Annotated in this window: 24 protein-coding genes, 2 tRNA genes and 1 other RNA gene; 14 read left to right on the top strand and 13 right to left on the bottom strand. The window is 69.0% G+C overall.

What is annotated here, in order from left to right:
• Position 1: 1 nt before the first annotated feature.
• Genes menD through menH form a run of 3 tightly spaced genes read left to right on the top strand, consistent with a single transcriptional unit; the run spans position 2 to position 2,510 of the window.
• Positions 2-565 (top strand): 2-succinyl-5-enolpyruvyl-6-hydroxy-3-cyclohexene-1-carboxylic-acid synthase, encoded by a 564-nt coding sequence (menD, locus tag ACOQPE_RS04495; protein WP_420610700.1) that lies wholly within the window; start codon positions 2-4, stop codon positions 563-565.
• Complete coding sequence (locus ACOQPE_RS04500) at positions 559-1,704, top strand: hypothetical protein (protein ID WP_420610701.1); 1,146 nt, start codon at positions 559-561, stop codon at positions 1,702-1,704. The genes menD and ACOQPE_RS04500 overlap by 7 nt, the downstream gene beginning before the upstream one ends.
• Positions 1,704-2,510, top strand: coding sequence for a 2-succinyl-6-hydroxy-2,4-cyclohexadiene-1-carboxylate synthase (menH, locus tag ACOQPE_RS04505; RefSeq protein WP_420610702.1), 807 nt, complete (start codon positions 1,704-1,706; stop codon positions 2,508-2,510). The genes ACOQPE_RS04500 and menH overlap by 1 nt, the downstream gene beginning before the upstream one ends.
• 6 nt (positions 2,511-2,516) lie before the next feature.
• Here menH and ACOQPE_RS04510 read toward each other — a convergent pair whose 3' ends face one another.
• The gene (locus tag ACOQPE_RS04510; RefSeq protein WP_420610703.1) at positions 2,517-2,924 is read right to left on the bottom strand and encodes a cytidine deaminase; all 408 of its coding nucleotides are present in this window, start codon (positions 2,922-2,924) and stop codon (positions 2,517-2,519) included.
• A 136-nt stretch (positions 2,925-3,060) separates the two neighbouring features.
• On the opposite strand from ACOQPE_RS04510, the gene menC reads away from it, so the two are divergent.
• Complete coding sequence (gene menC, locus ACOQPE_RS04515; RefSeq protein WP_420610704.1) at positions 3,061-4,086, top strand: o-succinylbenzoate synthase; 1,026 nt, start codon at positions 3,061-3,063, stop codon at positions 4,084-4,086.
• 11 nt (positions 4,087-4,097) lie between these two features.
• Here the strand turns inward: menC and ACOQPE_RS04520 are convergent, their stop codons facing one another.
• On the bottom strand, positions 4,098-4,979 hold the full coding sequence (locus ACOQPE_RS04520) for an AMP-binding protein (protein ID WP_420611353.1): 882 nt from the start codon (positions 4,977-4,979) through the stop codon (positions 4,098-4,100).
• Between ACOQPE_RS04520 and ACOQPE_RS04525 the strand changes: the two genes are divergently transcribed.
• Positions 4,929-5,228, top strand: a complete 300-nt coding sequence (locus tag ACOQPE_RS04525) for a hypothetical protein (protein ID WP_420611419.1) — start codon at positions 4,929-4,931, stop codon at positions 5,226-5,228. The genes ACOQPE_RS04520 and ACOQPE_RS04525 overlap by 51 nt on opposite strands.
• Here the strand turns inward: ACOQPE_RS04525 and ACOQPE_RS04530 are convergent.
• Positions 5,209-5,415 (bottom strand): hypothetical protein, encoded by a 207-nt coding sequence (locus ACOQPE_RS04530; protein ID WP_420610705.1) that lies wholly within the window; start codon positions 5,413-5,415, stop codon positions 5,209-5,211. The genes ACOQPE_RS04525 and ACOQPE_RS04530 overlap by 20 nt on opposite strands.
• A gap of 153 nt (positions 5,416-5,568) precedes the next feature.
• Here ACOQPE_RS04530 and mtnA point away from each other — a divergent pair, with 153 nt between their 5' ends.
• Positions 5,569-6,699, top strand: a complete 1,131-nt coding sequence (mtnA, locus tag ACOQPE_RS04535; RefSeq protein ID WP_420610706.1) for an S-methyl-5-thioribose-1-phosphate isomerase — start codon at positions 5,569-5,571, stop codon at positions 6,697-6,699.
• Positions 6,693-8,744, top strand: coding sequence for a bifunctional aldolase/short-chain dehydrogenase (locus ACOQPE_RS04540; RefSeq protein WP_420610707.1), 2,052 nt, complete (start codon positions 6,693-6,695; stop codon positions 8,742-8,744). The genes mtnA and ACOQPE_RS04540 overlap by 7 nt, the downstream gene beginning before the upstream one ends.
• Here ACOQPE_RS04540 and ACOQPE_RS04545 read toward each other — a convergent pair.
• The 6 genes from ACOQPE_RS04545 to ccrA form a co-directional block, all read right to left on the bottom strand.
• Positions 8,741-10,378, bottom strand: coding sequence for an ABC transporter ATP-binding protein (locus ACOQPE_RS04545; protein WP_420610708.1), 1,638 nt, complete (start codon positions 10,376-10,378; stop codon positions 8,741-8,743). The genes ACOQPE_RS04540 and ACOQPE_RS04545 overlap by 4 nt on opposite strands.
• Positions 10,378-11,439: an ABC transporter permease gene (locus tag ACOQPE_RS04550; RefSeq protein WP_420610709.1), complete on the bottom strand. Its 1,062-nt coding sequence runs from the start codon at positions 11,437-11,439 to the stop codon at positions 10,378-10,380. The genes ACOQPE_RS04545 and ACOQPE_RS04550 overlap by 1 nt, the downstream gene beginning before the upstream one ends.
• Positions 11,436-12,512, bottom strand: a complete 1,077-nt coding sequence (locus ACOQPE_RS04555) for an ABC transporter permease (protein ID WP_420610710.1) — start codon at positions 12,510-12,512, stop codon at positions 11,436-11,438. The genes ACOQPE_RS04550 and ACOQPE_RS04555 overlap by 4 nt, the downstream gene beginning before the upstream one ends.
• Before the next feature lie 140 nt (positions 12,513-12,652).
• Positions 12,653-13,660: a BMP family ABC transporter substrate-binding protein gene (locus ACOQPE_RS04560; protein WP_420610711.1), complete on the bottom strand. Its 1,008-nt coding sequence runs from the start codon at positions 13,658-13,660 to the stop codon at positions 12,653-12,655.
• 76 nt (positions 13,661-13,736) lie between these two features.
• Positions 13,737-14,138 (bottom strand): methylmalonyl-CoA epimerase, encoded by a 402-nt coding sequence (gene mce / locus ACOQPE_RS04565; RefSeq protein WP_420610712.1) that lies wholly within the window; start codon positions 14,136-14,138, stop codon positions 13,737-13,739.
• Positions 14,135-15,448, bottom strand: a complete 1,314-nt coding sequence (ccrA, locus tag ACOQPE_RS04570) for a crotonyl-CoA carboxylase/reductase (protein ID WP_420611354.1) — start codon at positions 15,446-15,448, stop codon at positions 14,135-14,137. The genes mce and ccrA overlap by 4 nt, the downstream gene beginning before the upstream one ends.
• 217 nt (positions 15,449-15,665) lie before the next feature.
• Here ccrA and ACOQPE_RS04575 point away from each other — a divergent pair, with 217 nt between their 5' ends.
• Positions 15,666-16,862, top strand: coding sequence for an acetyl-CoA C-acetyltransferase (locus ACOQPE_RS04575; protein ID WP_420610713.1), 1,197 nt, complete (start codon positions 15,666-15,668; stop codon positions 16,860-16,862).
• Between the two features lie 61 nt (positions 16,863-16,923).
• Here ACOQPE_RS04575 and ACOQPE_RS04580 read toward each other — a convergent pair whose 3' ends face one another.
• From ACOQPE_RS04580 to dnaX, 3 genes are all read right to left on the bottom strand, one after another.
• Complete coding sequence (locus ACOQPE_RS04580; protein WP_420610714.1) at positions 16,924-17,313, bottom strand: hypothetical protein; 390 nt, start codon at positions 17,311-17,313, stop codon at positions 16,924-16,926.
• Positions 17,314-17,390: 77 nt separating this feature from the next.
• Positions 17,391-17,987 (bottom strand): recombination mediator RecR, encoded by a 597-nt coding sequence (gene recR / locus ACOQPE_RS04585; protein ID WP_420610715.1) that lies wholly within the window; start codon positions 17,985-17,987, stop codon positions 17,391-17,393.
• A 94-nt stretch (positions 17,988-18,081) separates the two neighbouring features.
• Positions 18,082-19,932, bottom strand: a complete 1,851-nt coding sequence (gene dnaX, locus ACOQPE_RS04590; RefSeq protein WP_420610716.1) for a DNA polymerase III subunit gamma/tau — start codon at positions 19,930-19,932, stop codon at positions 18,082-18,084.
• 166 nt (positions 19,933-20,098) lie between these two features.
• Between dnaX and ffs the strand changes: the two genes are divergently transcribed.
• The 4 genes from ffs to tadA all read left to right on the top strand — a co-directional run bounded on the left by ffs (position 20,099) and on the right by tadA (position 21,865).
• Positions 20,099-20,197, top strand: an RNA gene (gene ffs / locus ACOQPE_RS04595) — signal recognition particle sRNA small type.
• 59 nt (positions 20,198-20,256) lie between these two features.
• Positions 20,257-20,345, top strand: a tRNA-Ser gene (locus tag ACOQPE_RS04600).
• A gap of 19 nt (positions 20,346-20,364) precedes the next feature.
• Complete coding sequence (locus ACOQPE_RS04605) at positions 20,365-21,363, top strand: sterol desaturase family protein (protein ID WP_420610717.1); 999 nt, start codon at positions 20,365-20,367, stop codon at positions 21,361-21,363.
• A gap of 55 nt (positions 21,364-21,418) precedes the next feature.
• A complete protein-coding gene (tadA, locus tag ACOQPE_RS04610; RefSeq protein WP_420610718.1) occupies positions 21,419-21,865 on the top strand; it encodes a tRNA adenosine(34) deaminase TadA in 447 nt (148 codons plus the stop codon).
• Positions 21,866-21,910: 45 nt separating this feature from the next.
• Here tadA and ACOQPE_RS04615 read toward each other — a convergent pair.
• Positions 21,911-22,000, bottom strand: a tRNA-Ser gene (locus ACOQPE_RS04615).
• 107 nt (positions 22,001-22,107) lie between these two features.
• Between ACOQPE_RS04615 and xseA the strand changes: the two genes are divergently transcribed.
• Positions 22,108-23,583, top strand: a complete 1,476-nt coding sequence (gene xseA / locus ACOQPE_RS04620; RefSeq protein WP_420610719.1) for an exodeoxyribonuclease VII large subunit — start codon at positions 22,108-22,110, stop codon at positions 23,581-23,583.
• Positions 23,576-23,833, top strand: a complete 258-nt coding sequence (gene xseB / locus ACOQPE_RS04625; RefSeq protein ID WP_420610720.1) for an exodeoxyribonuclease VII small subunit — start codon at positions 23,576-23,578, stop codon at positions 23,831-23,833. The genes xseA and xseB overlap by 8 nt, the downstream gene beginning before the upstream one ends.
• Positions 23,834-23,838: the final 5 nt, after the last annotated feature.

A 23,838-nucleotide genomic window follows, 5' to 3' on the forward strand; every position in this document is an offset into this window, starting at 1 on the left:
CATGCAGATCTCCGACGACGATGCTGCCTATTCGGCGTGCCGCTCGCTGTGCGAGGGTCTCGTGGGCGCGGGCATCACCGATGCGGTGGTATCGCCGGGCTCACGATCGATGCCGCTGGCACTCACCGTCGATGCCACCACCGGGCTGCGCACGTGGGTCCGGATCGACGAGCGATCGGCCGGGTACTTCGCGCTCGGGCTGGCCAAGGGCTCGGGAAGGCCCGTGCTGCTGGTGTGCACGTCAGGCACTGCGGCGGCCAACTACCTGCCGGCGGTGGTCGAGGCGCACTATTCCTGCGTGCCGCTGGTGGTGCTGACCGCGGACCGGCCGCCAGAGCTGCGGGGCTGGGGAGCGGGGCAGACCATCGATCAGCACGGGCTGTATGGCAGCCACGTGCGCTGGTTCTGCGAGACGCCGGTGCCCTCGGAGTTGCCGGTTGATCAGGCGGTGCGGTGGTTCGGCGTCGCCGCTGCCCGGGCGGTGGAGCAGGCGACCGGCTCGAACCCTGGTCCCGTGCACCTCAATATGCCGTTTCGGGAGCCCCTGGAGCCGCTGCCGTGCTGAGCGAGTGGGCGGCGGCGCACGAGCGAGGGGTGGTGGTGGCCGGACCCATGTGGGATGGGGACCGGTGGGCGGACGCAGTGGCGGAGTTCTGCCGGGCCTCTGGGTGGCCGCTGCTGGCCGAGCCGTGCTCGCAGCTGCGGCGTCAGCTGGACGGGGTGGTGGTGAACGACCATCACGACCTGCTGCTGCGCACGCCGTGGGCCGACGCCGAGCCGCCCGATGCGGTTCTGCGCATCGGCGGCGCGCCGACATGCAAGCCGCTGCGGCTGTGGATCGAGCGGCACCGCCCGGCGTTCGCATTCGTCGATCCGGCCAGCACCTGGACCGATGGGAGCTTCAGCGTCTCGCTGCACTTGACGATCGGGCCGGAGGCCGTGACCGATACGGCCCGCACGCTGTTGTCGCCGGAGTCCGGATGGGCGCAGCGGTGGGCCGATGCGGATGCACGTGCCGCCGCGGCAATCGACGGCCTGCTCGACGCTGAACCGTTGCTGGAAGCCGGCGTGGCTCGCCAGTTGGGGCGCAGCCTTCCGGCGGGTCACGCGCTGTATGTGTCGAACTCGATGCCGGTGCGCGACATCGATTCGTACTTGCGAGCCCGCGCCGAGCCGCTGGCAGTGCACGCCAACCGAGGTGCGAGCGGCATCGACGGCGTGATCTCCGCTGCGACCGGCGTGGCAGCGTCGGGAACCCCGACCGCGGTGCTGGTCGGCGACCTGGCATTCCGTCACGATCTCGGCGGGCTCGTGGGAGCGTTCGACACTGTGCCAGCCACCCATGGCGGGTCTGGCGGGCTGGATCTCACCGTGGTGGTCGTGGACAACGGCGGCGGCACGATCTTCTCGTTCCTGCCTGCCTACGGGGTCATCGACCCCGGAGCGTTCGACCGTCTGCTGACGACGCCACCTGAACGCAGCAGCGCGGAGCTGGCGAGCGGACTCTCCGCGGCCATGGGCTTCGAGCACCACCACATCGGCTCGTGTGACGAGCTGCATGCGCTGCTGGCCGCTCCCGGGTCGAATCGAGGCGTGCGCGTCATCACGATCGATGTCGACGCGGACGCAAACCGGGATCAGCACCGGCGCCTGGCCGACGCAGTCGCGGCGGCAGTCCGGGGCGCAGAGCCCCGCTCGCAGTAATGCCGCTGTCGGAACCGTTGCAGCTCGCCGCTGAGGTCACCGGCAGCGGCGAGCCGGTCATCGTCGTCCACGGATTCACCGGCAGTGCCGAGGCGATGGCACCGCTGGTGGAACGGCTGGACGACTGGCGGTGCATCGCCGTGGACCTGGGCGGCCACGGCCGCAGCCCTTCCCCCGCCGACCTCGCGCCCTACAGCGTCGAGGCCATGGCAGCGTCAGTGGCCGTACTCGCGACTGGCCTAGATGGCGGGCCGTGCCACGTTGTCGGTTACTCCATGGGCGGCCGCGTGGCACTTGCGCTGGCCGCCACGTACCCGGAGATCTGCAGGTCGCTGACGCTCATCAGCGCCACCGCCGGGATCGCGGATGCCTCGGAACGGGCACAGCGCCGCCGGGCCGATGAGGCACTCGCCGGTCGGATCGACGAATACGGCCTGGCCCGCTTCGTGGACGAGTGGATGGGCCTGCCGATGTGGGATCCGCTCCGGGCGAGTCTCGGCCCCGAGGCGTGGCAGGCGTCCATCGATCAGCGCCTGCGCTCCGATCCCACCGGGCTGGCGAACTCGCTGCGTGCCGCCGGAACGGGCTCGATGATGCCGCTCTGGGATCGCTTGGGCGCCCTCGACGTACCGACGCTGCTCATGTGCGGCGAGCTGGACACCAAGTTCGTCGCCATCGGCCACGAGATGAACGGCCTGCTGCCCGCCAGCGAGCTGATCGTGTTGGCCGGCGCGGGCCACGCCGCGCACCTCGAAGTGCCCGACGATTGCGCCACGGCGATCCGTCGGCACCTCGACGCGTACTGAGAGCTGTCAGTCCTGCGGAAGCGGGAACTCGAATGCGCCGGGCAACAGCTCGGCAACGGTGGTGTTCTCGTTCACCGCGCAGTCGGGACCGCCTGCTTCGAGCAGCAGTTGGCGGCAGCGACCGCACGGAGCAAGCAGTTCGCCATCTGCATCGGTGACGGTCACCGCAACCAGGCGGCCTCCCCCACCGCCGTGCAGATCGCAGACCAAGGCGCACTCGGCGCAGAGCGTCAGCCCGTACGAGGCGTTTTCGACGTTGCAGCCGGTGACGATCCGACCGTCGTCGACGAGGCCTGCCGCGCCCACATGAAAGTTCGAGTACGGCGCATACGCCGTGCGCGACGCCTCGTGCGCCCGAGCGCGCAGCTCGGCCCAATCGATGGCCGTGTTGCTTGGCGCTGCGTCGTCTGGCACTGGGGCGTGCCTCCCGGCTTAGATGGTCGATGAGCGTATGGCGTTGCCGTCGGTCGACTGAACAGTGCCATTGCGTCCACCGTGCGCGGGCACCGCACATGCTGACTTGGGGCGGCAGAGCAATAGCGTTCGGCCAGTGCAGGCGACGTTGGCCGAATTCGAGTTGCCGCTGGTCCGGCCGCTGCTGACCGCCCACGGTTCCATCACCGTGCGGCGCGGCATCGAGGTGCGGGTGGGCGACGACGCGTGCGTGGGCCGGGGCGAGGCGGCGCCCTTGCCGGGGTTCGGCGTGGAGACCTATGACGAGGCGCTTGCCGCTCTGGAGCGCTGGGCCGACGATCCCGAGGGGGAACCGCCCGCCGAGCCGTGTGCCGCTGCCGCTGTCGAGTCTGCATTGACGCAGCTTGACGCCGAGATCGAAGGGGTCACGCTGGCCACGTTGCTCGCAGGAGAGGCGCCCACCCAGCGACGCATCGCGGTGCATGCGCTCGTGTCGGATCTCGATCCTGAAGCTGCGGCGCAGCGTGCCGCACGTGCCGCTGCGGCGGGCCATCTGGCGGTGAAGCTCAAGGTGGCAGCCCGCGAGCCGAACGGCGGTGCCGACGCATCCGTTGACGGACAGGCGGCGCGCATCGCCGCGGTGCGACGGGCGCTCCCTGCGGGCGTGGCCCTGCGGCTGGATGCCAATGGGGGATGGGACCGCTCCACGGCGGTGAAGGTGCTGCGACGTGTCGGTCATCTCGACATCGAGTTCGTGGAGGAACCGACGCCACAGGCGGCGGACTGGGCGCAGATCAGCCGGACTGTCGGGCTGCCGGTTGCTGCCGATGAGCATCTGCGCGACCCGGCGTCGCTCGACCGGCTGGTCGAGGTGGGCGCCATCGAGGTGGCGGTGCTCAAGCCTGCCGTGCTGGGCGGCCCGCATGCCACCTACGACTTGGCCCGCCGGGCGGCGATGCGTGGTGTTCGCTCGGTGGTGTCGTCGTTTATCTGCGGGCCTGCGGGGTTGCGGATTGCTCGCGAGACCGCTGTTGCGGTTGATCCGCATGGAGTGCACGGCATCGGCACTGCGACTTTGTTTGCTGAGGCTTTGCCGGAGGATGTGGTGCCTGCTGGCGGTTATCTGGCCGTGCCTACTGAGGCTTCTTCTGTGGCTGGTTGAGCTTTTGGCTTTCAGACTTTCCAGCGTTGTGTCTTGCCGAGGGGCGTCTGCGGCAACTCGTTGACGAGTTCGAGATTGCGGGGGGCGCAGTAGGCGGGGAGATGTTCTTTCACCGCGTCACGCACGGCTTCGAGTGCGGGCGGTTGGGTGGGGTCGGTGGGGACTACTACTGCTGTTACTGCTTGGCCCCATTCGGGGTCTGGTCGGCCGACAATTGCCACGTCAGCGATAACCGGCATCTCCGTCAGAATCCGCTCTATTGCTACTGGCCAGACCTTTTCGGCTCCGGTGGTGATCATGTCGTCGACTCTTCCGAAGACTGAGAGCTGGCCTTCGTCTGAGAGGGCGCCGGCGTCGCCTGTGGGGAACCAGCCGTCGTTTGTTCGGGGGTCGCTGTTGTCGCGGTAGCAGCGCAGGAGCATTGGGCAGCGGAGCTGTACTTCGTCGTCGTGGATGCGCAGCTCTACTCCTTCTAGCGGCCAGCCTTCGTAGATCACGCCGCTGAAGGTCTCGGTCATGCCGTAGGTGGCGACGGTGTTGGGGGGCCGTTGGGGTGGCATGGCGGAGCCGCCGAGCAGGATTGCCCGGAACGCTGCTGCGTCCATGCGCGCAAGCGCGGTGGGCACTACTGAGGTGAGGGTTGCGCCGTGGCGGGCTGCTGCTTCGACTGCGGCTGCGTCGAAGCCGTCGTGGACTTCCAGCGGTGTGTCGGTCAGCAGTGCGCGGACTACCACTGCCAGGCCGCCGACGTGTGCGAGGGGGAGGCATGCCAGCCAGCGGTCGGTGCTGGGGTCGACGGCGAGCGCGGAGCTGGTTGCCATGGCGTTGGCCTCTATGGCTGCGTGGGTGAGGACCGCGCCTTTCGGATCTCCGGTGCTGCCGCTGGTGGCCATGACGAGCGCGTCGCCGGCCTCGATGTCCCAGCCACCTCGGCGGCGGTGGCGGCCCGTGGCGTCCACCACCACGCTGGCGCCCATGCGCTCGATGAGCGACTCCTGCGCAGCGGCCGGGAGTCGCTGATCGACGGGCAGGACTGCATCGCCGGCATCCCAAGCTCGCTGCAGCTCCGCGACGAAGCGATCACTGCCGCCGATCGCCAGCGCTACCAGTCGTGGCAGGTGTTCAGCCCAGCCGCTTGTTGATGTCGGCGACGGCGTCGATCAGCGAGTTATTGACGGCTGCCAGTTCCGCGAATCGCTGATCAACCTTTTGCTCGACCTGGTTCATGCGCGCATCCACCGTGTCGAATCGCTCATCGACGCGGTCGAACCGCTCGCCGATCTGGCCGAACATTTCGGTCAAGAAGTCTCGTGTCTCGTCTGGAGTCACCGTCGCTCTCCCTGTGCCGCGTCACGGTACCCGCTACTCCGGCAAACGATTGGTCAATTTTCGGCGAGACGCTGTACTCGACAGCGCTGCGAAGCATGCGGAGATCTTCGCGACGCCGGAAACGTCGCACGTGGGCGCGAGACTGTCGGCTGCATGGACGCTGCAGCCATTACGCCGACGCTGCGCTGGACGGGCGACAGCATCGAGATCATCGATCAGACGCGGCTGCCGGCCGAGTTGGTGCTGCTCGATGTGCGTGATGTGGCCAGTGCCGTGGATGCCATCGAGCGGCTTGCCATCCGGGGGGCGCCAGCGCTCGGTGCGTTCGGGGCGCTTGCGCTGGTTGTCGGCCTCGACGAGGCGCAACCCGACTCGCTGGACGCGGCACGCGAGTTGCTGGAGCGGTTGCGGCACGAGATCGGCGACGCCCGCCCGACCGCGGTGAACCTGCGATGGGCGGTGGATCGCACGATCGACGCTGCGCTCGCCGCCCCAGAGCTCTTCGGCGCGAGCACGAACGTCGACAGCAACAGCGGCAGTGCAGGCAGCGTTGACGAACTGCGGCGGCGGCTGCTGGAGGAAGCCTTGGCCATTGGCGCCGAAGACGCTCGGGCATGCGCCGAGATCGGTCGGCTCGGGCGAGAGGTGCTTGCGGAGGCCACGGTGATCGCCACGCACTGCAACGCAGGGCGCCTGGCAACCGCGGGCATCGGAACAGCGCTGGCCGCGTTCTATGCAAAGGCTGCTGCCGGTGAGCCGGTGCGCGTGCTGGCGGCAGAGTCGCGCCCGCTCCTGCAGGGTGCCCGTCTCACCGCATGGGAGTTGGCGGACGCGGGCATCGACGTGTCGGTCGTGCCCGACGGTGCCATGGCGTCGCTGATCGCGGGAGGCGAGGTGGACGCCGTGATCGTGGGCGCGGACCGCATCGCTGCCAACGGCGACACTGCCAACAAGGTGGGCACGCTGGCCCACGCTCTGGCCGCCGCCGATGCGGGCATCGGCTTCTACGTCGCGGCGCCGACCACAACCATCGACGCAGCCGTGCCATCGGGCGACGGGATCGTCATCGAGCAGCGGAGCCCCGATGAGGTTCATCACGCCGGCGGGCAGCGTCTGACGCCGGAAGATGCGAAAGCCGTCAATCCGGCATTCGACGTGACTCCTGCGCGTCTGATCACGGCGATCATCACCGACGCAGGCGTGCTGCGACCGCCGTATGGCGAGTCCATTGCCCAAGCGTTGGCCGAGGCTGAACCAGCCGGATCGGAGGCGGGCCGGTGCTGAATCGCTGGGATGCCAGCGAGGCGGCGCGCTGGGCCGAGTTGGGCGACCTCGGCGAGATCACCTACGGCTCGCGCCTGGTGGGGGCCGACCCGGCGCTGGTGCTGCACGGCGGCGGCAACACCTCCATCAAGGGCCACAGCACCGACGCCTGGGGCGAACCGGTCCCGACGCTGTGGGTGAAGGGCAGCGGCTGGGATCTCGCGACCATCGAACCGCCCGGCTTCGCGCCGCTGCGCATGGAGCCCGTCCGGCGTCTGGCAGAGCTGGCGGCGCTGAGCGACACCGAGATGGTGAACCAGCTGCGGATCCACCTGCTCGATGCCAGCGCCCCGAACCCGTCAGTGGAAGCGATCCTGCATGCGCTGCTGCCTCATCGCGCAGTGCTGCACAGCCACGCCGATGCCGTGCTGGCACTCACCAACACCGCCGACGGCGACGCCAGGGTGCGAGACCTGTGGGGCGACCGGGCCGTCGTGGTGCCCTACGTGATGCCCGGCTTCGATCTGGCCCGTCGCTGTGCGAACGAATGGCAGGCGCAAGCCCACGATGGCACCGAAGCGATGGTCCTGCTGAACCACGGCATCTTCACCTTCGGCGAGACCACGCGCCTGGCCTACGACTCGATGATCGACCGGATCAGCGAAGCCGAGCAGTGCCTTGCCGATGCGGGCGTCACCTCATTCGGCGAGAGCAATGCGGGTGCGACCGAGGGCCGCAGCGGGCGTCGTGTCAGCCCCGACGACGTCGAGTCGGTGGCGGACCTGCGCGCGGCAATCTCTGCCGCGGCCGGAACGCCGATGCTGCTGCGCGCCGTGCATGACGAGCGGGCTGAGGCGTTCTGCGGCCGTGATGACCTGGCTTCGGTGGCGCAGCGGGGACCGGCGACGCCCGATCACATCATCCGCACCAAGCAGTTCCCGATGGTGGGCCGTGACGTGGACGCCTTCATCGAGGACTATCGCTCCTACTTCGAGCGCAATGCGGCCCGTTACGCCAGCGGCAGCCAGCTCACGATGCTGGACCCTGCGCCGCGTGTGGTGCTCGACCCCGAACTCGGGCTGTGGACTGCGGGACGCCGAGCCGTCGACTGCGACATCGCCGCGGACATCTACCTGCACACCATCGACGTCATCAACGCAGCGGAGACCCTCGGGGGATACGTCGCGCTCGGCGAGTCCGACCTGTTCGAAGTGGAGTATTGGGAGCTGGAGCAGGCGAAGCTGGCGCGCGCCGGCGCGCCGGCTGCCCTGGCCGGACAGGTGGCGCTGGTGACCGGTGCCGCGTCGGGCATCGGCCGGGCTGCAGCCGCGGCGCTGGCGGCAGCAGGCGCGGCCGTGGTCGGCATCGATGTCGACCCCGCAATCACGTACGACGATGACAGCGGCGGCCGGCCGCCGGCACTGCACGGTTCGGCATGGCTCGGCATCGGGGCCGATGTGACCGACCCCGATGCGATGACCGCAGCGGTTGCCGGCGCGGTCGAGCGCTTCGGGGGCATCGACATCGTCGTGGCAGCGGCCGGCATCTTCGGCCCCTCGGCACCGCTGGGAGACCTGGCGACCGAGGACGGGTTGGTCACGGCCTGGCAGCAGACGTTCGACATCAACGTGAGCGGCGCAGCGAACACCCTCGCTGCGGCTCATCGGGTGCTGCGGCACTCTCCAACCGGGGGGCGGGTCGTCGTCGTCGGTTCGAAGAACGTGCCCGCGCCCGGTAGGGGCGCTGCTGCTTACTCGGCGTCGAAGGCGGCGCTGACGCAGCTCGCCCGTGTCGCGGCGCTCGAATGGGCGCCCGACGGCATCACCGTCAACGTCGTGCATCCTGACGGCGTGTTCGACACGGGGCTGTGGTCCGACGAGCTCATCGCCCAGCGTGCCGCCAGCTACGGGCTCACCTCCGAGCAGTACCGGCGGCGCAACCTGCTCGGCCGCGAACTGGCATCAGCCGATGTGGGCGCCCTGATCGGCCAGATGTGCGGCCCCGCGTTCGCCCACACCACCGGTGCTCAGATCCCCCAGGACGGCGGCAGCGATCGGGTTGTCTAGCTGCCGATTGCTGCGCCGGGGGCCGCTCCGGCCATGAGCAGGCCGATCTCCTCGCGGGTGGCGCTGCGGGGATCGACCGTGGCCACGATGCGGCCCTCGTACATCACGGCGACACGGTCGCTGAGCGCCAGCACCTCGTCGAGCTCGGCCGACACCAGCAGCACTGCCGTGCCCTCATCGCGGCGCTCGCGGATGCGGCGCCAGATGAACTCGATGGCACCGATGTCGATGCCGCGGGTGGGCTGGGCCGCGATGAGCAGGTCGATCTCGTCGGAGAACTCGCGGCCCACGATGAGCTTCTGCTTGTTGCCGCCCGACAGGCTGTCGGCCGGGGACTCCACGTCGGGCGTCCGCACGTCGAAGGTTGCCACGACATCGCGGGCGTGGGAGTCGATGCGGTCGCGCCGCAGCATGCCGCCCGCCGCGAAGGGCCGCTTGAAGTAGCGGTTGAGGACAGAGTTGTCGGCCACGGAGTAGGAGCCGATGAGGCCGTGCTTGGCCCGGTCCTCGGGGATATGCCCCACGCCGATCACCGTGACCTGGCGCGGCCGTGCACCCGACGCATCCCGGTCGCTGATCGACACGGTGCCGGCCGTGGCGTGGCGCAGGCCGGTGATGGCTTCCACCAGCTCCCGCTGGCCGTTGCCCTCCACGCCGGCGACACCGACGATCTCGCCGGCACGGACCGTGAGCGACAGCTCGTCGACGGCTCGCTGGCCGCGGTCGTCATCGGTGCAGAGGCCAGCTATGTCGAGCACCACCGGCCGCTCGCCAGCCTCGGCGATCGGGGCTTCGTCGCTGGGGGCAGCAGTCGTCGAGACTGCCGATCCGACGCCGGTGGCACCCGACTCGAACCGGTCGCCGTGCAGATCCACTGCGCGGCCCACCATCAGCTCCGCCAGTGCCGCCTCGCTGGTCTGCGCAGGCGTGGTGGTGCCCACCACCCGGCCCTCGCGCAGCACGACGATGTCGTCGGCCGCGGCCATGACCTCGCGCAGCTTGTGGGTGATGAACACGATGCCGACGCCCTGGTCGGTCAAGCCACGCAGCACGCCGAGCAGGTGGTCGGTCTCCTGCGGGGTGAGCACCGCGGTCGGCTCGTCGGCGATCAGCACCCGCGCATCGCGGTACAGCGCCTTGAGGATCTCCACCCGCTGCTGGGCCCCGACCGGCAGGTCCTCCACCGCCGCGTCAGGGTCGACTCCGAGTCCGAACCGGTCTGCCAGGTCCATCACCCGGCGGCGCGCCTGGGCCACATCGATCATGCCGAGCTTGCGCGGCTCGGCACCGAGCACGATGTTGCGCACCACGCTCATCGGCGGCACGAGCTGGAAGTGCTGGTGCACCATGCCGACGCCGCGGGCGATGGCGTCGTGCGGGCTCGACAGCTCCACGTTCTCGTCGGCAATCACGACCTGACCCGCATCGGGCCGGTGCAGGCCGAAGAGCACGTTGACGAGGGTGCTCTTGCCCGCACCGTTCTCTCCCAGCAGCGCCAGGATCCGCCCAGGCCGCAGCTCGACCGAGACATCGTCGTTGGCCACCACCGGGCCGAAGCGTTTGGTGATCCCGTGGCCGGCCAACAGCACCTCGGGTTCCGCCTGCGAAACAACAGTCTCGGTAGCGGTCGCCATCAGCGGACCTCGTAGGGCTGGCCCAGCGCGGCCGGGTCGCGCATGCGGCCGAACAGGCCTGCCGCCGCCACCACGATGATCGTGACCACGAACGGCAGCATCCCCACGAACTGCGCCGGGATGTCGAACGTGTCGTTGAGCTGGAACTGGCCTTGCAGTGCCGTGGTGAAGCCGAAGAACAGCGCCGCCGCGTAGGCGCCCAGCGGGGTGCGGCGACCGAAGATCATCACGGCCAATGCCAAGAAGCCCCGCCCGCCCGACATCGCCCGGGTGAATGTGCCCACCGACTCCAGCGCCAAGTACGCGCCGCCGAGGCCGGCCAAGCCGCCCGCCAGTGTCACATTCCAGTAGCGCAGCCGGATCACATCGATGCCCACGGTGGCCGCGGCGCCAGGGTGCTCGCCGATCGCGGTCGTGCGCATCCCCCACACCGAGCGCAGCAGCAGCACATGGAGCACTACCACCAGCACGAGCGCCAAGTACGTCAGCGGCGGGCGGTTGAACAGCGCCGTGCCCACGACGGGCAGATCGGCGAGCGGGCCGAGCTCGATCGACTGATACTTCGGCTGGCCCAGCGAGCGCCCCCGGTCGTAGAAGAACGAGGTCAGGCCCAGCGCCGCGATATTCAGGACCGTGCCGGCGATGATCTGATCGGTTCGCAGCCCGACCGACATCGCAGCCAGCATCCAGCCCATCGCGAGACCGGTGCTGACGCCCGCGACCACACCCAAGAACAGCGAGCCGGACATCGACGCCACGGTGAAGGCCGTAAACGCCGACATCAGGAACTGGCCTTCGATGCCGATGTTCACGATGCCCGAACGCTCGCCGATCATCCCGCACATGGCGCCCAGCACCAGCAGGGTGGCGGCGCGCACGGTGCCGCCGAGCACGGCGGTGGTCTGCGCCCCGTCCCAGACGTAGAAGCCCCACACCAGTGCCACCAGCACGACGGCCCCCGCCACCGACCACATGCGCTGCGGCGACCAGCCAGGCAGGCCGGCATCTCTTGACGCCAACGCCAAATCCGGTCTGGTGGCAGCACCGCCCGGGGCGGTCATCGGCCCCACCCCGCACCGAGCGTCAGGCGTCGATCCGGCGCATCTGGCCGATCACGCAGCCGCAGCAGCCACCGCACGATCAACGGTGCCGCCACGAACAGCAGGATCAGCGCCTGGATCACGTCGATGATCTCGGGCGCGACCCCCGACTCGAACTGCATCTTGGCGGCGCCCGCTTCCATCAAGCCCACCAGCAGGCCGGCAGGGATGACGGCAATGGGATTGGTGCGGGCCAGCAGCGCAATCGTGATGCCTTCGAAGCCGAGGCCCACGTTCACCCCAGCCTCGAAACGACCGTCGACGCCGAGCGACTCGATCGCCCCGCCGAGGCCGGCCAGCAGCCCCGCCACCGCCATGGTCGACGCCATGATCCAGCCCACTGAGATGCCCGCGTAGCGAGCGGCGTGACGGTTCGCGCCCACGCTGCGCACCTCGAAGCCGTAGGTGGTGCGCTCGAGGATGAACCAGCAGGCGAATGCGGCCATCACCGCCAGCACGAAGCCCGCCGGCAGCCATTCCCACGTGGGGATCTCCGCCGACGGCTCCACCAGCGGGGTCCGGGCGATGATGTTGGAGCCCGATCGGTCCTGCCAGGGGTTCGCGGCCAGCCAATCGGTGAGATTGCCGGCCACGAAATTGAGCATGATCGTGACGATCACCTCATGGGCGCCCGACGTGGCCTTCAGCACGCCCGCGATGGCGCCCCAGGCGGCGCCTGCAGCACCACCGACCAGCAGCGCCAGCGGGAGATGCACCACCAGCGGCACGCCCTCGAGCCCGAAGCCCACGCCCGCAGCGAACGCTGCGCCGACCAGCAGCTGGCCCTGCCCGCCGATGTTGAACAGGCCCGCTTTGAAAGCGAAAGCAACAGCCAACCCGCCGAAGACGAGCGGCGTCGCCTTCTGCAGGGTGCGCAGCAGCGCATCGGCGTCGCCGGCCCCGCCGAGCACCAGCGCGCCATAGGCGCTCAGCACCGAGTGGCCCTGCACGGTGATGAGCACTGCACCTAGAAGGAGCCCCAGCACCACCGATGCCAGCGGCACCGCCGCGGCGCGCAGCACCGTTCTGGTCATCACGCGGCGGCTGTCGTCGGTCGTGCCAGGACTGCCTGTCGGATCTGTCTCAGCGGGCGCCTGCGGAGCAGCGGGAACGCTCACGGTGAGGTGAGATTCCCGCGGCCCGCAGCAACCAGCTCAGCTCGTGCCTCGCTGGATCAGCCCGGCGGCCACCCGGTGTCGATCTCACCGGCCTCAAGGCCGGCCAAGACGTCGTCAAGCGTCGCCCGCATGTCGTCGGTGACGATGCTGTCGAAGTCGTGGAATGGTGCCAGACCGACCTCGCCGAGGTAGTTGCCCCCGGCAAACTCGCCGCTTTCGGCTTGAGCAACCAGGTCAGCCACCCCCGGGGTGATGAGCTTCATGGCGCTCGTGACCAGGCACGGCTGCGCCTCGGGCACCGTGTTCCATTGGTCGGTGTCGACGCCGACGCAGTAGGCGCCTTCCTGCGAGGCAATCTCGATGAGCGCCCCGTTGCCGGTGGCACCGCCGGCGCCGAAGATGATGTCGGCGCCCTGGTCGAGCGCCTGCCGTGCGGTGGCAGCACCCCAGTCGGGATCGCCGAACGCTACGTCCAGACCGCCGGGGTGGTACGTGGAGATCGTCTCCACCGCCGAGTTGGTGTAGCGGGCTCCGTGCTCCCAGCCTTCCTTGAATGCCACCACGGGCGGTACCAGATCGGTGCCGAGCACGGCGCCCACGATGTTGGTCTCGGTGAGCATGCCCGCGAGAGCGCCGGCCAGGAAGCCCGACTGGTCCTCGGGGAAGATCAGCCCCGCCAGATTGGGAAGCGCCTCGGCCTGGAACTGGTCGACGCCGATGAAGAAGATGTCGGGGTTCTCCTTCGCCGCAGCGATGGTGGCGTCGCCGAGACCGAAGCCGACGGTGATGATGACGTTCACACCGTCTTCGACGAACAGGTTGATGTTGTTCTCGTAGTCCTTGGCCTCTTCGGTCTCGATGTAATCGGCCTCGGCTCCCAGCGCGGCGGCGGCCTCCTGCGCGCCTTCCCACGCCGACTGGTTGAAGCTCTTGTCGTCGACCTTGCCGGTGTCGGTGACCAAGCCGATCTTGAATGCATCGCTGTCGTCGCTGCCCGTGCAGGCTGCAGCCAGCAGCGCAACGATCGCGAGCACTAGTGCCAGCCGCTTTGTCAGTCTCGTCATGGAGGCCCTCCCGTTCGCACCCGTGACGTGGCCGGACCTCCGCGGCCCCGCCGTTTGCAGGGGAGCCTACGCGCGCTCATTCCTCGACGAGTTCGACCAGCGTGCCGAGATTGCCTTTCGGATGGACGAACGCGACGGTGGTGCCGCGCGAGCCCGGCCGGGGTGCGGTGTCGATGGGCACGGCACCCGCGTCGATCATGGCCTCGAGCGCGGCGGCGCAGTTGTCCACCCGGTAGCCGACGTGGTGCAGGCCCTCGCCCCTGCGCTCGAGGAACTTGGCGATCGGCGAATCAGGTCTCGTCGCGGCGGTGAGCTGGATGTAGCTGTCCGCCACCTTGATCAGCGCCTCTTCCACACCGTCAGAGTCGACGACTTCCCGGTGGGCCACCTCGGCTCCGAACGCCTCGCTGTAGTACGCGACGGCGGCGTCCAGGTCGTTCACGGCAATGGCGACGTGGTCGATCTCGGTCAGGATCATCGGGCTGCCCCTTCCGCGGCTTCCAGCGAGGCTGCATGACGGGCGAACAGCGTGATGCGGTCTTCGCCGATCCGCTCGCGCTTCTCGGGATCGGTGATGCCCTGCCCCGGCTCCGAGGCCAAGCACAGCACGCCGAGCTTGCCCTCGTGCAGGTTGTGGTGGACCTGCCAGGCGGCCAAGCCCGTCTCGTCGAGCGTGAATGTCTTCGACAGGATCGGCTGGATGCGGCCCTGATCGATCAGGCGATTCATCGCCCACGCCTCGGCGTAGTTGGCGAAGTGGCTCGACACGATCCGCTTCAGCTTCATCCACAGGTGCCGGTTGTCGTATTCGATCATGTACCCGCTGGTGGCGGCGCACGTCACGACGGTGCCGCCGCGCTTGGCGGCGAACACCGATGCACCCATGGTGGACCGGCCTGGGTGCTCGAACACGATGTCGGGGTCGTCGCCGATGAGGCCGCGGACCTTCTTGCCGAAGCGTCGCCATTCACCTTCGTCCTGGGTGTGATCGTCGCTCCAGAAGCGGTAGCCCTCGGCGCTCCGGTCGATGGTGTGCTCCACGCCGAGCTGGCCGAGCAGCTCCGCCTTGTCGGGCGAGCTGACCACGCCGATGGGCACGCCGCCGCCGTTGAGCACGAGCTGGCAGGCGTAGCCGCCCAGCCCGCCTGTCGCACCCCAGACGAGCACCGAGTCGCCCTGCTTCATGCGAGCGGCGTTGTCGCCCACCAGCATCCGGTACGAGGTGGCAGCGCACAGCGCATTCACCGCCGCTTCCTCCCAGGAGAGGTGCGCCGGCTTGGGCATGAGCTGGTTGGCCTTGACGATGGTGAGATCCGCGAGGCCGCCGAAGTTGCTCTCGAAGCCCCAGATCCGCTGGTTGGAGGCCTTCATCGAGTCCTCGTGGGCGGCGGGATCCTGATCGTCGACGTAGTTGCAGTGAACGACCACCCGGTCGCCGGGACGCCAATTGCGCACTGCCGATCCGCACTGGAGCACGACGCCGGAGGCATCGGAGCCGAGCACGTGGTAGTCGAGCGCGTGGCGGGCACCCCAGGCGCTCTCACGGCCCAGCCGGTCCAGGAAGCCGAACGTGGGCAGGGGCTCGAAGATCGAGGTCCACACGGTGTTGAAGTTGATGGCGCTGGCCATCACCGCCATGTACACCTCGTCGGGCGCGAGCTCGGGCGTGGCGACCTCGCCGATGTGGGTGGCCTCGCGCGGATCCTTGTCGGCCGAGGCACGGCCTTCGAACATCGTCTGCTCGTCGCGTACTACGTAGGCAGCCCTGAAGCTCTCCGGGATCGGCATGGCCTCAAGTTCGGGACCGGACGCGCCGGCATCGATGGCATCAGCGAACTGCTTCACGGGCCCGAACGCTAACGGTGCGAGAGAGCTGCAAGTTCCACCGTCTTGCACGCCGCAGCCGGTGCTCGGGCAGCCTCGCAGGCCGTTTCGTACACTCGCCGTGCACAGATCGGTCGCCCAGCCCACGGGCTGGCGCGTCGGTGCAGGCGAGGGGGTTGCAATGGCTCGTGATGCGGGTTCTGGTTCGGTAATCGTCGGGGGCGCACGCACGCCGATCGGCAAGTTCAACGGCGGACTGGCCGGCCTGACCGGTGCACAGCTCGGCGGCATTGCGATCGAGGGTGCACTGGAGCGATCCGGCGTTGCGGCGGGCGATGTCGACTACGTGGTGATGGGACAGGTGCTGCAGGCCGGCCAAGGCCAGATCACCGCCCGGCAGGCTGCGACCCACGCCGGCATCTCCATGGAAGTGCCGGCCATCACCATCAACAAGGTCTGCCTGTCGGGTCTCAACGCGATCTACATGGCCGACCAGATGATCGCAGCGGGCGACGCGGACGTGGTCGTGGCGGGCGGCATGGAATCGATGACCAACGCGCCGTACCTGCTGCCCGATGGGCGCAACGGCATGCGCATGGGCTCGGGCACAGTGCTCGACGCGATGATCCACGACGGCCTGTGGTGCGCCTTCGACGACGGTCACATGGGCGACGGCACCGAGCGGGACGCGGCGAGTGCAGGGATCTCGCGCAGCGCGATGGATGAGTACTCGGCCCAGTCGCACGAACGCGCTGCGGCCGCGCAGAAGGACGGCCGCTTCGATGACGAGATCGTGGCCGTCAGCATCCCTCAGCGCCGCGGCGATCCGCTGACGGTGCTCGACGACGAAGGCATCCGGCCCGGGACAACCCCCGAGAGCCTGTCGGGCCTGCGGCCGGCGTTCGCATCCGACGGTGCGGTGACGGCCGGCAATGCATCGCAGATCTCCGACGGCGGCTGCGCGCTGGTGGTGATGTCGCCCGAGGCCGCCGAGCGCTACGGCGTCGAACCGCTCGCGGAGGTTGTCTCGTACGGCATGGTGGCTGGGCCCGACACCTGCCTGCTGCACCAGCCGGCGAATGCGATCCGCCGTGCGCTCGAGCGCACCGACCTCGACGTGAGCGACTTGTCGCTGTTCGAGATCAACGAGGCCTTCGCCGCGGTGGCCGTGGCGTCGACGGAGGATCTGGGCGTGTCACCGGACATCGTGAACCCCAACGGCGGTGCGGTGGCGCTCGGCCATCCCATCGGCATGTCGGGAGCTCGTCTGGCACTCACCCTCGCCAGCGAGCTGCGCCGCCGTGACGGCGGCTTAGGTGCAGCGGCGCTGTGCGGAGGCGGCGGCCAAGGCGACGCCATCGTCCTGCGAGTTGCATAGCCGCCCAATCCGGTCGATCCCTCCTCACCGACGCCTCGCAACGGCAGGGGCGCGAGCCGGCTCAGGCGGCCTCGGGTCGGGCGAGCACTTCGGTGGCAACACAGAGCGGCCAGAGGGCAGCTTGCACGGCATCGCTGATCGCGGCAGCGTCGGCGGCGGGAACCTCCAGGTAGATGCGGCTCGCTGCGAGCAGCTCGGTCAACCGGGCGAAGGGTGCCGGGTCGACCAGCATCGCCCCGACGACGGCCGCCGGTGCGGTGGCGATCGCCAGCAGCGCGCCGCACGGATCCACGAACACTGCAGCGACGCCTCGCGGCGAGGCACCGGCACTCAGGCACAGTGCCCGGGCGTGGCACGGCCCGGCCACCATCAAACGCTCGTTGGGCGACGGACGGAACACCGCAACCGGCAAGTCGTGTGATGTTCGGTTGTCGGGATCGAAGGCAGCCATGGCACTCCTTGGGAGTGCAGGCCGCCGGGGAAGTGTCAGCCGGACCGTAAGCAGGTACAGCTCATCCGTCCAGCGATTTACGGCGTGAGGGTGCGGCGGTTGCGGAGGGCTCGTTCGAGGGTGAGCTCGTCGGCGTATTCGAGGTCGCCGCCGACCGGCAGGCCGCTGGCGAGGCGGGTCACTTGCACGCCGAGCGGTTCGAGCTGGCGAGCGAGGTACATGGCAGTCGTGTCGCCCTCGATGTTCGGGTTGGTGCACACGATCAGCTCGGTGACCGACTCGCTGTCGAGGCGGGCGAGCAGCTCGCGGATGCGCAGCTGCTCGGGCCCGACGCCTTCGAGCGGGTTCAGGGCCCCACCGAGCACGTGGTAGCGGCCCCGGAAGCCCGCCTTCTCCATCGCAACCACATCCCGCGGCTCCTCCACCACGCAGATCATCCCGATGGCACGGGCCGGGTCGGCACAGGTAGGGCACGGGTCGGTCTCGCTGAGGTTCCAGCACTGGCTGCAGAAACCGACCCGGTCTTTGGCGGCGGTGATGGCTGCGGCGAGGCGATGAGCGTCTGCAGCCGGGCGCTTCAGCAGCCAGAACGTGATGCGCTGGGCGCCTTTGGGGCCGATGCCGGGCAGGCGGCTGAGTTCGTCGATCAGGTCTTCGACGGCGTCGTCGTACACGTCTGTCCCTGTTGCTGGTGGTGAGTCAAGGCGCCCGCGCGGGATAGTGCGCCCGCTGTGGCATGTGTGCCTTCCGGCTCACGCGCCAAGGCTGTCAGGTTGTGGCCTCATCGTCGCGGACCACGACCGAGCCGGGGAAGCGATCCACGATCCGCTGCACCTTCGCTTCTTGCGAGGATGCAGGCGCGACTGCCTCCTGCGAAGGCGCTGATGGGGTCGGGCTGGAAATCTCGGCCGGTTGCGCAACGTCCTCGGGCGGAGGACCAGGTGCACTGCTTGGATCCGTCACCTCGAGGCGGACTGTTTGATCGAGCAATTCCGACAGGACCGGCTCTACCTCGTTGCTGCGGCGCCGGGCCTGCGCGAGGGGCACGCCCTCGTTCAGCCGGACGGTCACCACATTGCGCTCGTGGGCGAGAACGGTTGCGTCACGGAATAGACCTGCGGCGACCGGACGCAGCTTCCCAACAATCAGGGACTCCCACATGCGTTGGAGCTCGGGAGCCGTCATCGCCGAGCCGGAGGCCGGTGCAGGCTCGGCCGTCGTGGGCGGCTGCGCGTCCGCGCCGGGCGACGTAGCGGGAGGCGAGGGCGCGGCAGCGGCCTCGATCGTCGGATCCGGCCGAGGTTCGGGAGGCACCTGCGCAGCAACGGACTCAGCCGGGGCGGGCGGCGCAGCCTGAGCGGAGAGCGCATCGGATGCACCGGGCGCAGCGTCGGCAGGGGGCGCTGGCGGGGGCGGCGGGGCTGCGGGCGGGGCATCTAATGAGGGGGGCGCGGTGGTTGCGGCCATTGCTGCCCGGGCTGCAGCGGGGCCGGCGGCGGGGGGCGCGGGAGCGCCGGCTTCACCACGGGCCGGCGCTGAGGCGGGCGGCGCAGCGTCGGTCGTGCCTGCGCCCAGTGCTTCATCGGCGAGCAGGCCTACCAGGGCGCCTTCCAGCGTCAGGCGGCGGTCGGCCGATTGGGGCATCTGCGCCAAGGCACTGCCGAGCGCCTCGAGTGCCCGCACGTTTCTGCGGCGACCCATAACATCGCTCAGCTCCCGCGCCGAGACGATGTCGGCCGGTGGCAGCTCAGCGGGCTCCACGCCGGCACCCACCAGGAACATGTCACGCAGGCGGCGTGCAGTGCGCTCGGCCAGATCACGGGCATCGACACCCGCAGCAGTGGCCTCGGCGACGGCGATGAGCGTCGCGGCCAGATCGGCGCGTGCCAACGCCTGCACCAGCGCATTCACATCAGTGCGATCGTCAGGGATGCCGCCGGCCGCCAGCACCGTGTCGAGCGCAGACAGCGCGTCGCGGACCGACCCGGCACCCCGTTCGGTCACGTAGTCGACGACGGCATCATCGACCGGCGCACCGGCGGCTTCGGCGATGGCTCGCACATGCGGTGCCATCTCGTCGGCGCCCACCAGCGACAGCTCGTACTGCTGGGTGCGGCTGCGGATGGTGGGCAGCACCTTGTTCGGATCGGTGGTGGCCAAAATGAACACCACGTGGGACGGCGGTTCCTCCAAGGTTTTGAGCAGCGCATTGGACGCCGCCGCAGAGAGCATGTGCACCTCGTCGAGCAAGTACACCTTGCGTCGCCCGGAGCTGACCAGGGCCGCCTTCTCGGTCATGTCGCGGATGTGATTCACCGAGTTGTTGGACGCCGCGTCGAGCTCGATGAGGTCCATCGAGGTGCCCGCAGCAACGGCGATGCAGCTGTCGCAGATGCCGCATGGCTCACCCTCGTCGGTGAGCGCCTCGCAGTTGAGCGCCTTGGCCAGGATGCGGGCGGTGGAGGTCTTGCCGGTGCCGCGAGGACCGCTCAGCAGGTACGCATGACCGACGCGGTCCTCGCGTACGGCGTTGCGCAAGGCCCGAACCAAGTGCGGCTGTCCGACCACCTCCGCAAACCGCTGAGGCCGGAACCTCCGGTAAAGCGACTGGTGCTGCATCTCGCGGCGATCCTAAGAGGCGGGGCAGAGATTCGCCGACCGCTTTCTGACCGCCAGTTGCTTGCCGCTCCTGTTCGCTGTCGCTCACGGGGCCGCTAGGCCCCGACGGTGACTTATTGGGCGGTGCTGCGGTTATCGTTCGGGGCGTGTCGCCGTCTGACGTGGCGGCCGGGTCCTGTGCGACGGCGACCCGTGAACCGAGTCAGGGCCGGGAGGCAGCAGCTCTCAGCGGACCTCGTTGTGTGCCGCAGATCGCCTGGCCGCCTCGCCAGACGGCGACACGCCTGCTTCGCAGGGATCGTCGTGCGATCCCTGCAACGGTACGGAGAGTTGCCAGAGTGGACGAATGGGCTCGCTTGGAAAGCGTGTGAGGCTTTCATCGGCCTCCGTGGGTTCGAATCCCACACTCTCCGCATGTCAGACTGAGCAGTGATGACCAGCTCCGGGCTGCCCACTCGGGACGCCAAGGGTTACGAGCCGGACCTGCCCATCTCGGTGTCCACGATCCTGGACTGGCCGCCGCGGCCGCTGGCGACCCTGCGGCACATCTCACTCATGATGCTCCCCCAGGGAATGCTCTGGGTGGCGATGTCGGCGGTGGTGTGGAACTTCTTCACGCCGTCCATGGAGCGCATGGCCAGCCTGCACCCCAGGTGGATCTTGGAGATCTACGTCCGCAACGTGGTGCTGTTCACGCTGGTTGCGGGGACGCTGCACGTGGCGCTGTACGTGAGGCGGGTGCAGCAGCAGCGCTACAAGTACAACCGCCAGTGGCTCAGCACCACCAACCGGGCGTTCCTGTGGAACAACCAGACCCGCGACAACATCTTCTGGTGCCTGGTCAGCGGCTGCGCCGTCTGGTCGGCCTATGAGGCGCTGACCATGTGGTTCTACGCCAACGACTGGATCCCGTCGGTGGAGTGGGGAACCTGGTGGCCGTACATCTGCGCGCTCACGGTGATTGCGTCGCTGTGGTCGGTGGTGCACTTCTATTGCATCCACCGGGTGCTGCACATGCGCTGGGTCTACGACCACGTGCACTACCTGCATCATCGCAACGTGAACACCGGACCGTGGAGCGGGCTGTCGATGCACCCGGTCGAGCACATGATGTACCTCAGCATGATCGTGCTGTGGTGGGTGGTGCCCGCCCACCCGTTCATCCTGATCCTCACCCTGCTGTCCAACGCCGTGGCCACCTCGTTCTCCCACTCGGGATTCGAGCGCTTCGAGATCGGCAAGCGCGAGGGGCCGACGATGGCCGGCGCCGACTACTTCCACCACCTGCATCATCGCTACTTCGAGTGCAACTACGGCAACCGGCCCGTGCCGCTCGACAAGCTGTTCGGCACCTTCCACGACGGCACTCCCGAGGCCCACGCCCGGATGCGTGAGCGAGCCAAACGGAGGCGCGGCATCACTGCCGCTTGAGACCGTTGCCTGACACTGCCGCTTGACATTGGGCAGCAGCGGCCACACTGCGGGTGTGACAGACGAAGCAGCCATCGAGTTGGCGTTGGAACAAGCCCGGCTGGCTGCGGCGGCCGGCGAGGTGCCGGTCGGCGCTGTGGTGATCGTCGACGGCCAGGTGCTGGCCTCACGGCACAACGAGCGCGAGACCACCAACGACCCCACTGCGCACGCCGAGGTGCTGGCCCTGCGCGATGCCGCCGCGGCGATCGGCGACTGGCGGCTGAGCGGCGCCACGCTGGCAGTGACGCTCGAGCCGTGCCCGATGTGCGCGGGGGCTGCGCTGTCAGCCCGGGTGGCGCGGGTGGTGTTCGGGGCCTACGACCCCAAGGCGGGTGCTGCGGGAACGCACTACAACCTGCTGGTGGACCCCCGCTTCAACCACAACGCCGAGGTAGTAGGTGGCGTGCTCGAAAACGAGTGCGGCGCCCTGCTCAGCGAGTTCTTCAGCGCCCACCGCTGATTCGCTCACGGCGCAGCCGCACGACGCTCGGGAGCGGCCGGTGTGTGGCGGAAGGTGTGGGATTCGAACCCACGGTGACCCGAAGGCCACAACGGTTTTCGAGACCGCCCCATTCGTCCGCTCTGGCAACCTTCCGCAGCGCACCCTATCGACGCCTGCACGGCTGACCGCTTGGCTCGCAGCCCGGCTGGCGTGGCGTAATTCGGTCGCGACGCGGACGAATTCGTGACAGCCTCAGAGCCGTGAGCAGCGCTGTCGAAGGCATCAGGGCCGCAGCCGGGGACCCGGCAGGCCAGCCCGACGGCACGTGGTCGGTCTCGGACCTGACGGCCGCAGTCGGCGACACGATCAAGCAGGCCTTCCCCAGTGAGGTCTGGGTGCGCGGCGAGATCATCGGCTACTCGGTGGCGGCGAGCGGCCACATCTACTTCAACCTCATCGAGCCGGGTTCGGGCAACGATCGCCGCGGCGCCCGCATGCGGGTGGCGCTGTTCAAGGGGCGCCAGCGCCTGGTGAACCGCGATCTCGCCACAGCCGGCGGTCTGACGCTCGACGACGGCATCGAGGTGCGGATCCGCGCCGAAGTGGAGTACTACGCCGGCAGCGGGCAGGTGCAGCTCATCATGAGCGGCGTCGACCCGCACTTCACGCTCGGCGTGCTGGCCGCCGACCGCGAGCGGATCCTCGCCGAGCTGGCCGAATCGGGTCTGCTGCGGCGCAACGCCGCTGTGCCGCTGCCGCTGGTGCCGCTGCGGGTCGGGCTCGTGACGGCCGACGGCAGCGCAGCCCACGCCGACTTCACCCATGAGCTGGCGGCAAGCGGTTACGCGTTCGAAGTGCTGTTGTGCGACGCCCGAGTGCAGGGCGTCACGGCCGAGACCGATCTGGTAGCTGCGCTGCACACGCTCGGGCAGACCGACGTCGACGTGATCGCCGTGGTGCGCGGCGGTGGCGATCGCACCGACCTGCTGGCGTTCGACCTCGCGAGCGTGGCAAAGGCCATTGCGCTGTGCCCGCTGCCAGTGTTCTGCGGGATCGGTCACGAGATCGACACCTCGGTGGCCGACCAGGTGGCACACACGGCTGCCAAAACTCCGACGGCTTGCGCCGCCGCGCTCGTCGCCCACGTCGCCGCGTTCGACGAACGCCTGGCTCGAACCCATCGCGAGGTGGACCGGCTTGCCCGCTCCCGGGCCGCTGCCGCAGCGGCACGCCTCGCCACTGCTCGGAGCGCGCTGGGACTGCAGGCCGAGCGTCGCCTTGCCCGCCCGCGCGCGTGGCTCGGCGAGGCTCGGCTACGGCTGGGCCATCACACGCAACGTCACTGCCGCGCTGCGGCCGCCACACTCGCCGGCGCCCGCCAAGCGCTGCAGCGCAGCCGTAGCCATGTGCAGCGCGGCGCGGTGTCGCTCGCTTCCCAAGGACCCCGGTTAGAACGAGCCTCGGCGCGACGCCTCGGCGCCGCGAAGGCCCGGCTGCGCTCTGCATCGGCACTGGTGTCGGCGGTTGGGCCCAAGCGAACCCTGGCCCGCGGATTCTCGATCACACGCGCGGCTGACGGCAGCATCGTGCGCCAGATGCCTGCCGCTGGCGACACGATCTCCACCGAAACCCAGCACGCCGTGTTTGCCAGCGTTGTGCGAGACGACGACGCGACCGGCGATGAGCCCAACAGGCTGGCTGACGGTCCGACAACGGGAAGGACAACTGATGGCTGAAGAAGCCGACAACAGCGCGGACCCGGGTGATGCCGAGTTCGGTGGCTACGCCGAGTCGATGGCCGAGCTCGAGGGCATCTTGGCGAGCCTCGAGAGCGACGACGTCGACATCGACACGCTGGCGTCGCAGGTCGAGCGAGCCTCCCTGCTGATTGCACACTGCGAAGGGCGCCTACGCGCCACTGAGCTGTCGCTGACCAGCATCCTCGCTCAGCATGATCCGGCGGCGACTGCGGAGGAAGACTCCTGAGCCGT

It is taken from the genome of Candidatus Poriferisodalis sp., assembly GCF_965219595.1.
Taxonomy (GTDB): Bacteria; Actinomycetota; Acidimicrobiia; order Acidimicrobiales; family Poriferisodalaceae; genus Poriferisodalis.

Coding starts and splice junctions, on each gene's coding strand:
- menH (WP_420610702.1), top strand. CDS start 1,704: ATGCCGCTGTCGGAACCGTTGCAGCTCGCCGCTGAGGTCACCGGCAGC.
- ACOQPE_RS04605 (WP_420610717.1), top strand. CDS start 20,365: ATGACCAGCTCCGGGCTGCCCACTCGGGACGCCAAGGGTTACGAGCCG.
- ACOQPE_RS04550 (WP_420610709.1), bottom strand. CDS start 11,439: ATGACCGCCCCGGGCGGTGCTGCCACCAGACCGGATTTGGCGTTGGCG.
- ACOQPE_RS04560 (WP_420610711.1), bottom strand. CDS start 13,660: ATGACGAGACTGACAAAGCGGCTGGCACTAGTGCTCGCGATCGTTGCG.
- mtnA (WP_420610706.1), top strand. CDS start 5,569: ATGGACGCTGCAGCCATTACGCCGACGCTGCGCTGGACGGGCGACAGC.
- ACOQPE_RS04575 (WP_420610713.1), top strand. CDS start 15,666: ATGGCTCGTGATGCGGGTTCTGGTTCGGTAATCGTCGGGGGCGCACGC.
- ccrA (WP_420611354.1), bottom strand. CDS start 15,448: ATGCCGATCCCGGAGAGCTTCAGGGCTGCCTACGTAGTACGCGACGAG.
- xseB (WP_420610720.1), top strand. CDS start 23,576: ATGGCTGAAGAAGCCGACAACAGCGCGGACCCGGGTGATGCCGAGTTC.
- mce (WP_420610712.1), bottom strand. CDS start 14,138: ATGATCCTGACCGAGATCGACCACGTCGCCATTGCCGTGAACGACCTG.
- ACOQPE_RS04545 (WP_420610708.1), bottom strand. CDS start 10,378: ATGGCGACCGCTACCGAGACTGTTGTTTCGCAGGCGGAACCCGAGGTG.
- menD (WP_420610700.1), top strand. CDS start 2: ATGCAGATCTCCGACGACGATGCTGCCTATTCGGCGTGCCGCTCGCTG.
- ACOQPE_RS04520 (WP_420611353.1), bottom strand. CDS start 4,979: ATGGCCACCAGCGGCAGCACCGGAGATCCGAAAGGCGCGGTCCTCACC.
- ACOQPE_RS04555 (WP_420610710.1), bottom strand. CDS start 12,512: ATGACCAGAACGGTGCTGCGCGCCGCGGCGGTGCCGCTGGCATCGGTG.
- ACOQPE_RS04580 (WP_420610714.1), bottom strand. CDS start 17,313: ATGGCTGCCTTCGATCCCGACAACCGAACATCACACGACTTGCCGGTT.
- dnaX (WP_420610716.1), bottom strand. CDS start 19,932: ATGCAGCACCAGTCGCTTTACCGGAGGTTCCGGCCTCAGCGGTTTGCG.